The organism is Paracholeplasma manati (genome assembly GCF_025742995.1).
Taxonomy (GTDB): domain Bacteria; phylum Bacillota_I; class Bacilli_A; order Acholeplasmatales; family UBA5453; genus Paracholeplasma; species Paracholeplasma manati.
The window spans coordinates 68,953-81,662 of record NZ_JAOVQM010000007.1; the positions used below are offsets into that span (position 1 = coordinate 68,953).

At 40.0% G+C, this 12,710-nt stretch carries 14 protein-coding genes; 12 read left to right on the top strand and 2 right to left on the bottom strand.

Annotation, left to right across the window (positions count from 1 at the left end):
* The first annotated feature begins 107 nt into the window (after positions 1-107).
* Positions 108-1,679 (top strand): MFS transporter, encoded by a 1,572-nt coding sequence (locus N7548_RS07470; RefSeq protein ID WP_263608842.1) that lies wholly within the window; start codon positions 108-110, stop codon positions 1,677-1,679.
* A 30-nt stretch (positions 1,680-1,709) separates the two neighbouring features.
* On the opposite strand, the gene N7548_RS07475 is transcribed toward N7548_RS07470, so the two are convergent.
* Together N7548_RS07475 and N7548_RS07480 are read right to left on the bottom strand one after the other, a co-directional pair.
* A complete protein-coding gene (locus N7548_RS07475) occupies positions 1,710-2,150 on the bottom strand; it encodes a hypothetical protein (protein ID WP_263608843.1) in 441 nt (146 codons plus the stop codon).
* A 97-nt stretch (positions 2,151-2,247) separates the two neighbouring features.
* Entirely contained in the window at positions 2,248-2,979 is a 732-nt protein-coding gene (locus N7548_RS07480; protein WP_263608844.1) for a glycerophosphodiester phosphodiesterase family protein, read from the bottom strand.
* A 155-nt stretch (positions 2,980-3,134) separates the two neighbouring features.
* On the opposite strand from N7548_RS07480, the gene N7548_RS07485 reads away from it, so the two are divergent.
* From N7548_RS07485 to N7548_RS07535, 11 genes are all read left to right on the top strand, one after another.
* Positions 3,135-5,462, top strand: a complete 2,328-nt coding sequence (locus N7548_RS07485) for a U32 family peptidase (RefSeq protein WP_263608845.1) — start codon at positions 3,135-3,137, stop codon at positions 5,460-5,462.
* Positions 5,463-5,608: 146 nt separating this feature from the next.
* Complete coding sequence (locus N7548_RS07490; RefSeq protein WP_263608846.1) at positions 5,609-5,863, top strand: AtpZ/AtpI family protein; 255 nt, start codon at positions 5,609-5,611, stop codon at positions 5,861-5,863.
* Positions 5,847-6,221, top strand: a complete 375-nt coding sequence (locus N7548_RS07495) for an ATP synthase subunit I (protein WP_263608847.1) — start codon at positions 5,847-5,849, stop codon at positions 6,219-6,221. Before N7548_RS07490 ends, N7548_RS07495 begins: the two co-directional genes overlap by 17 nt.
* Positions 6,214-6,888 (top strand): F0F1 ATP synthase subunit A, encoded by a 675-nt coding sequence (locus N7548_RS07500; RefSeq protein WP_263608848.1) that lies wholly within the window; start codon positions 6,214-6,216, stop codon positions 6,886-6,888. The genes N7548_RS07495 and N7548_RS07500 overlap by 8 nt, the downstream gene beginning before the upstream one ends.
* A 24-nt stretch (positions 6,889-6,912) precedes the next feature.
* Positions 6,913-7,155, top strand: a complete 243-nt coding sequence (atpE, locus tag N7548_RS07505) for an ATP synthase F0 subunit C (RefSeq protein WP_263608849.1) — start codon at positions 6,913-6,915, stop codon at positions 7,153-7,155.
* Between the two features lie 25 nt (positions 7,156-7,180).
* Positions 7,181-7,714 (top strand): F0F1 ATP synthase subunit B, encoded by a 534-nt coding sequence (gene atpF / locus N7548_RS07510; protein WP_263608850.1) that lies wholly within the window; start codon positions 7,181-7,183, stop codon positions 7,712-7,714.
* Positions 7,711-8,226, top strand: coding sequence for an ATP synthase F1 subunit delta (gene atpH / locus N7548_RS07515; protein WP_263608851.1), 516 nt, complete (start codon positions 7,711-7,713; stop codon positions 8,224-8,226). Before atpF ends, atpH begins: the two co-directional genes overlap by 4 nt.
* 13 nt (positions 8,227-8,239) lie before the next feature.
* Complete coding sequence (atpA, locus tag N7548_RS07520) at positions 8,240-9,748, top strand: F0F1 ATP synthase subunit alpha (RefSeq protein WP_263608852.1); 1,509 nt, start codon at positions 8,240-8,242, stop codon at positions 9,746-9,748.
* Positions 9,749-9,757: 9 nt separating this feature from the next.
* On the top strand, positions 9,758-10,618 hold the full coding sequence (atpG, locus tag N7548_RS07525; protein ID WP_263608853.1) for an ATP synthase F1 subunit gamma: 861 nt from the start codon (positions 9,758-9,760) through the stop codon (positions 10,616-10,618).
* Between the two features lie 12 nt (positions 10,619-10,630).
* Positions 10,631-12,037: a F0F1 ATP synthase subunit beta gene (atpD, locus tag N7548_RS07530; protein ID WP_263608854.1), complete on the top strand. Its 1,407-nt coding sequence runs from the start codon at positions 10,631-10,633 to the stop codon at positions 12,035-12,037.
* An 8-nt stretch (positions 12,038-12,045) separates the two neighbouring features.
* A complete protein-coding gene (locus N7548_RS07535) occupies positions 12,046-12,438 on the top strand; it encodes a F0F1 ATP synthase subunit delta/epsilon (RefSeq protein WP_263608855.1) in 393 nt (130 codons plus the stop codon).
* The last annotated feature ends 272 nt before the right edge of the window (positions 12,439-12,710 follow it).

Genomic DNA, 12,710 nt, shown 5'->3' on the forward strand with positions numbered 1-12,710 from the left:
AGGGTTTACCTCGTTTTTACAGTTAGCATTATATCATGTTTATGAATATAAAACACAAAAAGCGAAAGTCATGCTAAAATATAAGAAAAGCAATAGAAGAGGTGTCTATGAAACTCGATTATAAAAAGACGATTTACGTTGGATTGGCATTTTTAATTATCTCGTTGTTTTGGCAAACCTATGACGCCATCATCACCAAGATTTTGATTGATAAATTCGGTCTAAATCAAACGTGGAGTGGTTTTGTTATGGCTTTGGATAACATTTTAGCCTTATTCTTATTACCATTCTTTGGCGGGTTATCAGACCGCACCAACCATAAACGTGGCAGACGTACCCCTTATGTGGTGGTCGGTACCTTACTCGCAGCCTTCCTATTTGTGGGATTATCCTTCTTTGATGCGATGCAGTTAGAAAAACTGGATGCAGAAACCACACTTAGGGTCGAATACGATAACGCTGCAGGATTCACCGAAGAGTTGACTGTTGCAGAGTGGCGAACCATATCAAACACCATGGATGGTCAAAGCGAATCCACCCACATTTTAGACATATTAGATGCTGTTCACAAAGGGACAACAAATCGAATTTATGAAGAAACCGATGTCTTGTCTTTAGCGGATTATAACGATGCGAAAGATGCGTATTATCGTTATCTATCGGCACAAGCGTTAGATGTTACGATGGCCTCGCCAACCGTATTCATCGTGTTCATCGTGATGTTATTCTTTACTTTAGTCGCGATGTCTACATTTAGATCACCAGCCGTCGCCTTGATGCCAGATGTTACCACCAAGGTGCTTCGAAGCAAAGGTAACGCTCTCATCAATTTGATGGGTGCATTCGGGGGTATTACAGCCATCATCCTATTAACGGTATTTGGCTTAGACCAGCACTCATTCGTCAATTACACCGCGGCATTCGTTTCAGTATCCATCATCATGGTGGTGGTGTTAGGTATATTCTTATGGAAAGTCAATGAACCTAAGTTGGTTCAAGAACGCATTGATTTTGAAAAAGCAAACAACATCGTGGATGAAGAAGAAACCGAAAATCACGATAAGATTAGTAAAGACAAATTCATGTCATTGGTCCTTATTTTGGCTTCTGTGTTCCTATGGTTTATGGGGTATAACGCAGTCACCACTAAACTATCGGATTACGCACCAAAAGTACTGAATATGGGTTATTCAACCCCACTTCTTATCGCTCAAGCAACCGCGATTGTTGGGTTCATTCCAATCGGCATTATTTCCACCAAATGGGGTAGAAAAAAGACCATTTTATTTGGCGTAGCCTTATTAACCTTGTGTTTTGGATCCGTATATTTCATCACAGAAACCACCGGTATCCTATTATATGTTGTCTTGGGTTTAACTGGGATTGCCTGGGCCTCAATCAACGTCAACTCCTACCCAATGGTAGTAGAACTATCTAAAGGGTCAGATGTCGGTAAATATACTGGTTATTACTATACTTTCAGTATGGCAGCACAAATCTTAACACCGATTTTATCTGGATTCCTCATGGACATTCCAGACTTTGGCCGTAAGATTTTGTTCCCTTACGCAACCGTCTTTGTCATCTTCTCATTCATCACTATGTTGTTTGTAAAACATGGGGATGCGAAAGCTGAAAAGAAATCGTTATTGGAAAACTTTGATGTCGATATGGACTAAAAAAATAACACCTAGCCACTTGGTTAGGTGTTATTTTTTGGATTCGTGTTGGAATTCAAACATCGTGAATATAAAGAAGAATGGACATACCACAATCGTCATCATTTTGGACGGTTCAATCGATGGTTGAACCAATGTTTGGATATATAACCCTATGAAAAGGAGGACGCCAAAGATGGTTGCAACAGTATAGGGTGAAAATCGTTTGGTCTCATCATCTTGGTATTGAAATATGAGGATGATTTGTCCAAACACTGGTGAAATGACAAACACAGGTAACAACATAGAGACATACATGTTTTGGAGGAAAAAATGATGTTGTCTCAAATAATAAGCATCTCCAAATTGAAGATAGGCATCTGAAAAATAGAGTTGTTGTTTATTTAAATATAAGATTAGATTGAGTACGAGGACATACCCCAATAAGGTGATCCAAGTATACAATAACATGTATCGGTAGTTTAAAGACATAATGAACCTCGAATCTATAGCATTCATTTAATAAAACGAAAAAACGGACGATTTTGTCCGTTTTTATATCAAAAAGTTGTAAAAGATTTCAATTATTTCATTTTTTCGGTATAAAGTTTTCAAAAACAGCGTTATCAAATGCTTTTCTGGCATAGGACAATGTTTTCGGTGAACGTGCAGCGTACCCTAAAATGAGCATGCCTTTTTTTCTAGCCTTATCAATATATTTGTTTGGCATATCTTCTAGACGGTAGTTGATAAAGTCCGGCTTTGTCAAACGGTTGAAGACCATCCGTCTCAACAACTTTCTCATGATATTCGACATGTCTGAATCTGTAAAATACTCACTGATTTGACCACGGATATGTTCTTTTGCATGTCGCTTAAACCAATAGACAATCGATGGGTCATACGATTGTATCGCAACCTCATAAGGATACTTTTTTAAAGTTTCGTTGACTGCCTTAGCGTGACGTTTTTTATCACCAAAAGGTTTGATTTCAATCATCAAAGGGACCTGTCCATTGACCAATAAAAGAATCTCATCTAAGGTAGGTATGGTTTCATCGGTTCCAGCTATCTTTAAGGTCTTAAGTTCATCATAAGTGAGGTCTTTTAATGCTCGGTCAATACCAAACAGTCTTTTCAAGTTTTTATCGTGAAATACCACCACGGTACCATCTTTAAGAATGTTTGTATCAATCTCAATACCAAAACCGTGTTTAATCGCTTCAGTAAAAGATTTTCGAGTATTTTCGACTAACCCATCCACACCATGTAAACCACGATGGGTTATATACGCTTCTTTGAGCCAGGACAATTGTTTCATAAGATCACCAAAGATATTGTAACAAAAGGGCGATGGAATATAAAGGATTTTATGAAAAATGAACGATGTTGTCTTTTCTACCAAATTGTTTGTTTTCCATAGAATTATTATTCACTACGTGATATAATACGGCTTGTTAGAAGATGAGGGATACATTGAAAAAACCCGAATTACTCGCCCCTGCTGGGACGAAAGAAGCTTTTATTGGTGCCATCAATGCTGGCGCGAATGCGATATTTATGGCAGGTCATCGCTTTGGTGCCCGTGCATTCGCTGAAAACTTCAATCAAGACGATTTAAAACAAGCCATCGAATACGCTCATTTACGTGGGGTATCCGTTTTTATTGTTGTCAATACGCTTACCTTTGATGACGAAGTTGAAGACCTCCTCAGTTATACCGATGAATTGGTCAAAGCTCACGTCGACGCATTGATTGTTCAAGATATTGGGATGATATCGATATTCGCTCAAAGATACCCAAATACAGCCATTCACGCATCAACTCAAGTCAATGCGCACAATATTCATCATGTCAAATTCTTAAAAGAACTTGGAGTTAAACGCGTCATTTTAGCACGTGAGACCAGTTTAGACGTCATCAAAGAAATCAAGCGTACAGTGGATATCGAATTAGAAGTTTTTATCCATGGTGCGCTTTGTGTGTCTTTTTCTGGCAACTGCCTGATTTCATCCATTTTAAACAAACGTTCAGGGAATCGTGGCGAGTGTGCGTACAATTGCCGATTACCTTATAAATTAATCAAAGATAAAACCGTGATTGGTGAAGAATCCTATTTGATGAGTGCGAAAGATTTGATGACGCTTGAATACATCGATGAACTCATTGAAGCTGGGATAGATTCTTTCAAAATTGAAGGCAGAATGCGTAAAAAAGAATATGTCACGCAAACCACGATGGCCTATCGTCTAGCCATCGATGCCTATTATGAAGGGAAAAACATTCAACTAGATAGTCAAATTGACAAACTAAAACGTGTCTTTAACCGTGATTACACCAAAGGCTATATGTTAAAAGAAATCCCTAAGGACCTCAACAATGACTTTAGACCCAACCATATGGGCGTCCCTATTGGTAAAGTCATCGCTTATGAAAAAAACCTCGCATTGGTTCAACTCAGTGAGGGCCTAAAAAATGGCGATGGGTTTAGAATTGTGGGTAAACACGACTATGGCAACATGGTTACTTACATGAAACGTAAAAACAACACGATCATCAAAGAAGCTTTTAAAGGGGAAACCATCTATTTAGAAGTCAAAGAACAAGTCTATCCAGACTCTATTTTATACAAAACCTTGGATTCGGATTTAGAAAAGGATTTGGTCATGTATCAATCATCTGCTTTCAAACTCATTCCAATCACAGGGATGGTCACAGCATATATCGATAAACCATTGACGTTAAGCCTCAGCGATGGTGACCATCAGGTATCCGTTTCTTCACAAAACAACCTTGAGTACGCGATGAACCAACCAGCCACAGAGGCTTCTATTGCCCAAAATATCTCAAAATTGGGTGGTACCCCATTTTATTTTGATACGTTAACTGTATACACCGATGGGGCGTGTTTTATCCCAGTAAAAGAACTCAATGAACTCAGACGACTCGCGGTTGAATCTTTGATTGCACAAAGGATAGAACGAAAAGAAGCCTTCATTCAACCTTATTCTATACAAAATGGATTTAACTACGTAGAAACAGTTAAGTTGGTTGCGAGAGTCCATACCCTAGATCAATTAAATGTAGCGTATAAACTAGGATTGGATGAAATCTACTTTGAAGATATCATCGATGTGAATCCAAAAGACTATCCAAATACCGTTGTGAGACCGGTGACCAAACGAATCATCGAAGACATCGATGGATTTGATATCACAGGTCCTACCATGGTCTCTGAACTTGGTGGTATATATCAAAACCAAAAACGATACCCATTGGTGACCGATGAATTTATCAACATCACCAACATTTATACGGCAGCTCTCATTTCGACTTACAATGTCGAACGTATCGCCTTATCATCAGAGTTGGATTTAGACCATGTATTGCGTTTCTCAAAACGCTATTTTAATCGATTTGGTGCCTATCCAAACCTTGAAATGGTGGTTTATGGACACAAAGATTTGATGATTTCCAAATACTGTCCGGTTGCGAAAACGTTTGGCTATAAACCCAACTGTCGTTTGTGTTTCAAAGACCAATATTACCTTCAAGACCACATCGGTAAATATGCATTGCTCAATGATGGACATTGTAATATGCGCGTCATGGACCCAAAACCATTGTTGTTGATTGATTATTTAGAAACATTGAAAGCAGCGAATATCACGACTTTTAGAATGGATTTCACCACAGAAACAGAAAAGGAAATGAAAGCCATTGTATATGCCTTCAAATCAGCACTGGCACAAAAACCGTATAAATTGGATTTACCGCGCTTTAGAACAGGTCATTTTGAGTGAGTATCTGATATAATAAACAGCTTTGATAAGAGAAGCACTGCTTATCGATTTTGTTTGTGATGTTGGATTGAATTTGATATACTAGTTATTGTAAGATTTTTCAAAGTACGGGGCTTTTTATTATAAATAAAGCCTACTGAGGTTATATGGAACCCAATAAAGATAAAAAAAGAAAATCATTGGTCGAAATCTATCGTGAGTATAATTTGGTCATCGCGTTCTTTTACGAGTTGGTGTTTGTCCTCCTCGGATTGATTATCTTAGGGCTCATTTTGGATGAGTATCTAAAGACAAAGGTTTTATTCACCATACTATTTACGTTGTTTGGGATTTATTCATCCATTTCAAATCTATACAAACGAATGACCAAAAAAGAGGATAAAGATGTCAGCAAGAAATGAATTCACACAAAACTTTAAATATACCATTTTGCTGATTGCCGTATCGAGCATCGCTGCCTATTTCATTTTTGGTAAAGCCGTCACCATTAGCATCATTTTGGGTGGTGCAACCATGTTGTGGGGCATGAGTCTATTGGCCAAAAACCACCGTAAAATGACCAAAGATAACCCAAGGGTTTCAGGCAGAATGATTGGTCTGATTTTAAGATATACCTTATACGTCATCGTTCTAGGCTTGTCCTATTATATGGAAACACTGAACATTTATGGTACATTTTTTGGTTTGTTGACCTTTAAAATTGCATTATATAGCCAAGCCATTTGGCAAACCATTCGAGGGGGAAATCATCATGAATGATTTTTTCAAAGCTTTCTATGATTTTTACTACAACCTATCATCGGCACTTAAAGCCAGCATCATCGTATTCATTGTTTTAATCATTATGACTACCGTGGTGGGTTTGCGTGTTAAAAAGTTGGACTACCGTAAAACACCCAAAGGTTTTACATTCATTATGATTATGTTGGTGGATATGATCAACAAAATGCTCGTACCGATTTTTCCAAAATACCACAAGACATTTCAACCGTTATTATTGACCATGTTCATGTATTTGGTGTTCGCGAACTGGGCAAGTTTAGTCGGACTTACGGCACCATTATCGAACCTGAATATTGCGTTATCGATGAGCATCATCGTCTTCGCAACCATTCAAGGTTCAGCGTTGGTTATCAAACGACCTGTCGCGAGAATGAAAGCATTGTTGTCACCAAACCCGGTATTCTTACCACTCAACTTAATCGGTGAATTCTCAACCCCATTTTCCATGGGTATGCGTCTATTTGGGAATTTGATGTCAGGGTCTATTTTAGCTATCTTGATTTACCATTTTACATCTTATGTAGGGATCTTCATTGGGGCGTTCTTATTACACCCAGTGTTTGATATATTTGTAGGTGCGATTCAAGCCTACGTGTATTTAAGTTTATTTTCAATATTCCTAGCGATTGCTGTGGAAGATTAATCATCTTATAAGGAGGAAAGAAAGATGGATTTTAATCAGTTTTTTCAAACAGGTATGGCATTTTTAGGTGCTGGATTGGCTGTATTCACCGGTTTCGGTACTGCGATTGGCCAAGGTTACGCAGCAGGTAAAGCGGTTGAAGCGGTTGGTAGACAACCAGAAGCCATCAACGAAATCCGCTCGACTTTATTACTTGGGGACGCGTTAGCTGAAACCACAGGTATTTATGGTCTAGTCATCGCCATCATCTTGATTTTCGTTGCGTAATCATCGTTAAAGGGGGTAAGCGTTTATGCTTGCTGATACACTAAAAAACTTTGTTGAAGAGTCGCTTGGTTTGTTACTGGGCGTGGGTCTCGAAGAAATTTTGATTCAACTGGGCGGAACGATTGTTCTGTTTTTAGTGATTCGTAAATTCTTCTGGAAGAACCTGACCGAATTCATGGAAAAGCGTAGAGCTTACATGGATGAAGAACTTTTCAAAGCAGAAGCGCTTAAAGTAGAAGCTGCTCAGATCAAAGCCAATGCCGATGAAACGTATTCGACCTTACGCAACTCAGTCTCTAAGACATTAGAAGATGCGAGAGTCAGAGCACAAAAAGAAGAATCAGAAATCATCGCGAAAGCGAAAGCTGAAGCACAGCGTCTTAAACTAGAAGCTGAGAAAGAAGTTGAACTTGAGGTTCAAAAAGCCCAAGATCAAATGAAGAAAGAAATTGTAACGGTAGCGACAGTTTTGGCTGAGAAAATCATTCAAAAAGAAGTCGATGCCAAAAAGTATGAACAATGGGTGGATGAAGCAACCAATGAGGTTAAACGCTCATGAGTAGTTTAAGCTACCAATATGCTGAGGCACTCTACGCCCTCGCGGTAGAACAAAAACAAACCGACGCCATGGTCAGTGAACTGAAACAATTCATCTCACAATACCATGGACAACTCGAATCGTTGTTAAATCACCCCAAAGTATCCACATCGGATAAAAAAAGTCTCATTAGCGGTTTAAATCTAAACCCGTTAATGGTCCATTTTTTATACGTTCTGATCGACAATCAGCGATTGATGGAAGTTCATGCCATTTTAAACAGCTATCAAACCTTACTAGACCAACAACATCAGGTGTTGCGCGCTAAGGTGTATTCCAACAAACCATTATCTAAAACCGAGCTCGAAGGGATCAAAGTTGCATTGCAAACCAAACTCAACAGAACAGCCCATTTAGAAAATGTCATCGATCCAACCATTGTGGGTGGCATCAAAATTGCTTATGAAGGCAATGTTGTCGACCATACCATCAATCAATTTATTGCTTCTTTAAGCGAAACCTTAAAGGCATAGAGAAGGTGAATATATGAGTAAAATTAATCCAGTTGAAATCAGTTCTTTGATCATTGAGCAAATTAAGAAGTATCAAAATGAAATTAAAACCGATAATGTCGGTACTGTCATCAGTGTAGGGGATGGGATTGCATTGGTTCATGGCCTTGATCAGGCTATGAGTGGTGAACTATTAGAATTCCCACATGGTGTCTTTGGTCAAGTATTAAACCTTGAAAAAGACTACGTTGGGGTCATCCTACTCGATGAATCTACCCAAATTAAAGAAGGCGATTCAGTCAAAACCACTGGACGCATTCTGGAAGTACCTGTCGGTGAAGCCCTCATCGGTAGGGTTGTCAATCCACTGGGGAAACCCATCGATGGTATGGGCAAAATCCAAACCGATAAGTTCCGTACAATCGAACGTAAAGCTACAGGCGTTATGGCCCGTAAAGGGGTTCATCAACCGCTACAAACCGGGATTAAAGTCCTCGATGCGTTGGTACCGATTGGGCGTGGACAAAGAGAACTCATCATCGGTGACCGCCAAACTGGTAAAACCACATTAGCGATTGACACCATCATTAACCAAAAAGGTAAAGGCGTCATTTGTATCTATGTTGCGATTGGTCAAAAAGAATCGACTGTAGCCGGTGTATACGAAACCTTGAAATCCCATGGTGCGATGGATTATGCCATCATCGTATCAGCATCCGCATCCGAACCTTCACCACTGTTATACCTCGCACCTTACGCAGGGGTTACGATGGCAGAAGAATTCATGTTTGCCGGTAAAGATGTCTTGATCGTATATGATGATTTGACCAAGCACGCCACAGCCTACCGCGAATTATCCCTACTACTCAGAAGACCACCAGGTCGTGAAGCCTTTCCAGGGGATGTTTTCTATCTACACAGTAGACTATTAGAAAGAGCCGCTAAGCTCAATGACGCTTTGGGTGGTGGTTCCATCACTGCTTTACCAATCATTGAAACCCAAGCAGGCGATATTTCTGCGTATATCCCAACCAACGTCATCAGTATTACCGACGGACAAATCTTCTTACAATCCGATTTGTTCCACAGTGGCGTTAGACCTGCGATCAACGCTGGTTTATCGGTCTCTCGTGTCGGTGGTGCTGCACAAACCAAAGCGATTAAAAAAGTCTCAGGTACATTACGTCTTGACCTCGCATCTTTCAGAGAACTCGAAGCCTTTACCCAATTCGGTAGTGACTTAGATGAAGCGACCAAAGCGCGCTTGGAACGTGGTAAACGTACCGTTGAAATCTTGAAACAAGGTTTACATGATACCATGGCAGTTGAATACCAAGTCATTTCGATTTTCGCATTGACCCAAGGATTCTTAGATAGCATCAAATTATCAGAAATTAGACGATTTGAAAAAACATTACATAGTTTCTTTAATACGGATAAAGAAGCCAACCACCTTTTAGAAGAACTTAGAAAAACGGCTGTATTGCCTGATGTCAATCAATTGAAATCAGCCATCACACGTTTTAAATTAACGTTCGTATAGGATAGCCCTATGGCTTCGATGAGAGATATTAAGGCGCGTATCGTCGCGACCAAAAAGACAGCTCAAATCACGAATGCAATGTATATGGTCTCCGCATCCAAACTTAAAAAAGCGGAAAGAGCAATGGTGTCATATCGCCCAATGGTGAAAAGACTCAATCACATCATTCAAGGCGTATTGACCGATCAAGAGTTATCCCATGTTTTATTAGAAACGAGACCCGTTAAAAAGACATGTTATATCTTAATCAGTTCTGACCGTGGGCTAGCTGGACCATTCAATGCAAACCTATTCCGTAAGTTTCAATCACACATCAAAGAATCTGAAATCAATCCTGAAACAGTGATGGTCGCAGCCATTGGTCAAAAAGCGTATTCGTTCGCAAAGCGTAACCAATACCAATTGATCAATGATCGTCCAATTCATGTACGTGACGATATTCAATTCATTGACTTTAAAGAAATCACACAAAAGTTCATCGACTTATTCTTAAATGAGACTGTAGATGAAATCGTGGTCTTCTATAGCCACTTTATCAATACGCTCTATCAAAACGTAGAAGCTAAGAAACTCCTACCAATCACACTAGAACCGACCGATGAACTACAAAAAATCCGCTACGATTATGAACCCAATCAAGGTGAAATCATCAACCATCTATTACCGATGTATGTTGAAAACACCCTATATGGATTCATTCTCGAAGCCAAAGCTGGCGAACATGCGTCACGCATGACCGCCATGCGTTCTGCAACCGATAATGCGAAAGACGTCATTAAAAAGTTAGAGTTACACTATAACCGTGCACGTCAAGCCGCAATTACCATTGAACTAACCGATATCATTGGCGGCGCCAATGCGGTTAAGTAAAGGAGGCATAAGGTGAATATAGGCAAAGTAGTCCAAGTCATGGGACCGGTCGTTGACGTCGAATTCGATGGTCAACTGCCTGAAATCAACCATGCATTAGTCATCAAACAAAACGCACACCAAAATCATGGTGTCGATATCAACTTAACCTTAGAAGTTTCCTTACATTTGGGTAACAACATTGTTCGTACCATCGCGATGGATTCGACCGATGGTGTCGTTCGTGGCATGTCCGCGGTCGATACCGGCAAACCCATTTCAGTGCCTGTGGGTCAAGCGACCCTAGGTCGTATTTTCAACGTATTAGGTGAAACCATCGATGATAAAGGGGATGTTGAAGCGAACACGCCAAGACGCCCAATCCATCGTCCAGCTCCTAAACTCGATGAATTGTCTTCTAAAGTTGAAATTCTCGAAACTGGCATTAAAGTCGTTGACCTCTTAGCCCCTTATATCAAAGGTGGTAAGATTGGGTTATTCGGTGGTGCCGGTGTCGGTAAAACCGTATTGATTCAAGAATTGATCCATAACATCGCCCAAGAACATGGCGGTATCTCTGTATTCGCAGGGGTAGGTGAACGTACCCGTGAAGGGAACGACCTCTATGGTGAAATGACCGAAAGTGGCGTTATTCAGAAAACAGCCATGGTGTTCGGTCAGATGAATGAGCCACCTGGCGCACGTATGCGTGTTGGGTTAACCGGCTTGACCATGGCTGAATATTTTAGAGACCATGAAAAACAAGACGTGTTACTCTTCATCGACAACATTTTCCGTTTCACACAAGCCGGTTCTGAAGTATCAGCCCTTTTAGGACGTATGCCATCGGCCGTTGGTTACCAACCGACCTTGGCTACAGAAATGGGTAAACTACAAGAACGTATTACTTCGACCAAAGAAGGGTCCATTACCTCAATTCAAGCGGTTTATGTCCCTGCCGATGACTATACAGACCCAGCACCAGCAACCACTTTTACGCACTTAGACGCGACCACCAACCTTTCAAGAAAGATTGCAGAAGAAGGGATTTACCCAGCGGTTGACCCATTGGCATCCACTTCAAGAGCACTTTCCGTTGAAATCGTTGGGGAAGAACACTATCGCGTGGCTCGTGAAGTTCAAAGAACCATACAACGCTACAATGAACTTTTAGACATCATCGCGATTCTTGGGATGGATGAATTATCCGATGAAGACAAATTGGTCGTACATCGCGCTAGACGCATTCGTCTATTCTTGAGCCAAAACTTACACGTGGCTGAACAATTTACAGGTCAACCTGGGACATACATTCGTGTATCCGATACCGTTAGAGGGTTTAAAGAAATCCTTGAAGGTAAACATGACCAACTCCCTGAAGAAGCTTTCCGCTTAGTCGGTAGCATCGAAGACGTGATTGAAAAAGCCAAAAGATTGTAGGTGAACCCATGCAAATCATCGTGGTTACACCTGCCGGCAAACTATACGACGAACAAGTCGAATATGTTGTGGTTGCTTCTCAACTCACAGGTCAATTCGCATTGATGAAAAACCATACACCCATCATTTCATCGATTGACCGGGGCTACATCAAGATGGTCAAAGAAGACCAAAATTTGGTTACCGTCATCTTAAATGGTGTCGTTGAATTTTCCAACAATATCGTCAATGTGATTGCTCAAGAAGCGCACATTGGTTATACCGAACAATCCGCGATGGAACACTTACTCACCGTTCGTAAGGAACGTTTAGATGAGAATAAACGTCGTTCGATTGATTTTGGTAAAGCGGAAAAAGAATTGGTTGAAAATATTCAAAAAGCGAAAGCAAGTAAAGTCTAACTATAAAACCACCCTAGGGTGGTTTTTTATTATTTATTTTTATTTGAATTTAGGTTATTATAGTCATAGATAAAAGGAGACTCATGATGGGAATAATACGAATGATGTGGGTATTCAATGCTTTTTATTCAACTGGATATGTCAATTTAACAACACAATCAAGAAGTCCACACCCACTTTAGGTAGTGGGATGAATTGATTTGTTTTCACTCTTTAGTATACAAACACCCATAAATAATGTTATAATATAGTTGAATAATCACTATACATAA

Excerpts from the sequence above, each read along its gene's own strand:
- N7548_RS07500 (WP_263608848.1), top strand. The coding sequence starts at position 6,214 with ATGAATGATTTTTTCAAAGCTTTCTATGATTTTTACTACAACCTATCA.
- N7548_RS07535 (WP_263608855.1), top strand. The coding sequence starts at position 12,046 with ATGCAAATCATCGTGGTTACACCTGCCGGCAAACTATACGACGAACAA.
- N7548_RS07490 (WP_263608846.1), top strand. The coding sequence starts at position 5,609 with ATGGAACCCAATAAAGATAAAAAAAGAAAATCATTGGTCGAAATCTAT.
- N7548_RS07470 (WP_263608842.1), top strand. The coding sequence starts at position 108 with ATGAAACTCGATTATAAAAAGACGATTTACGTTGGATTGGCATTTTTA.
- N7548_RS07495 (WP_263608847.1), top strand. The coding sequence starts at position 5,847 with ATGTCAGCAAGAAATGAATTCACACAAAACTTTAAATATACCATTTTG.
- atpE (WP_263608849.1), top strand. The coding sequence starts at position 6,913 with ATGGATTTTAATCAGTTTTTTCAAACAGGTATGGCATTTTTAGGTGCT.
- N7548_RS07475 (WP_263608843.1), bottom strand. The coding sequence starts at position 2,150 with ATGTCTTTAAACTACCGATACATGTTATTGTATACTTGGATCACCTTA.
- atpG (WP_263608853.1), top strand. The coding sequence starts at position 9,758 with ATGGCTTCGATGAGAGATATTAAGGCGCGTATCGTCGCGACCAAAAAG.
- N7548_RS07480 (WP_263608844.1), bottom strand. The coding sequence starts at position 2,979 with ATGAAACAATTGTCCTGGCTCAAAGAAGCGTATATAACCCATCGTGGT.
- atpF (WP_263608850.1), top strand. The coding sequence starts at position 7,181 with ATGCTTGCTGATACACTAAAAAACTTTGTTGAAGAGTCGCTTGGTTTG.
- atpA (WP_263608852.1), top strand. The coding sequence starts at position 8,240 with ATGAGTAAAATTAATCCAGTTGAAATCAGTTCTTTGATCATTGAGCAA.
- atpH (WP_263608851.1), top strand. The coding sequence starts at position 7,711 with ATGAGTAGTTTAAGCTACCAATATGCTGAGGCACTCTACGCCCTCGCG.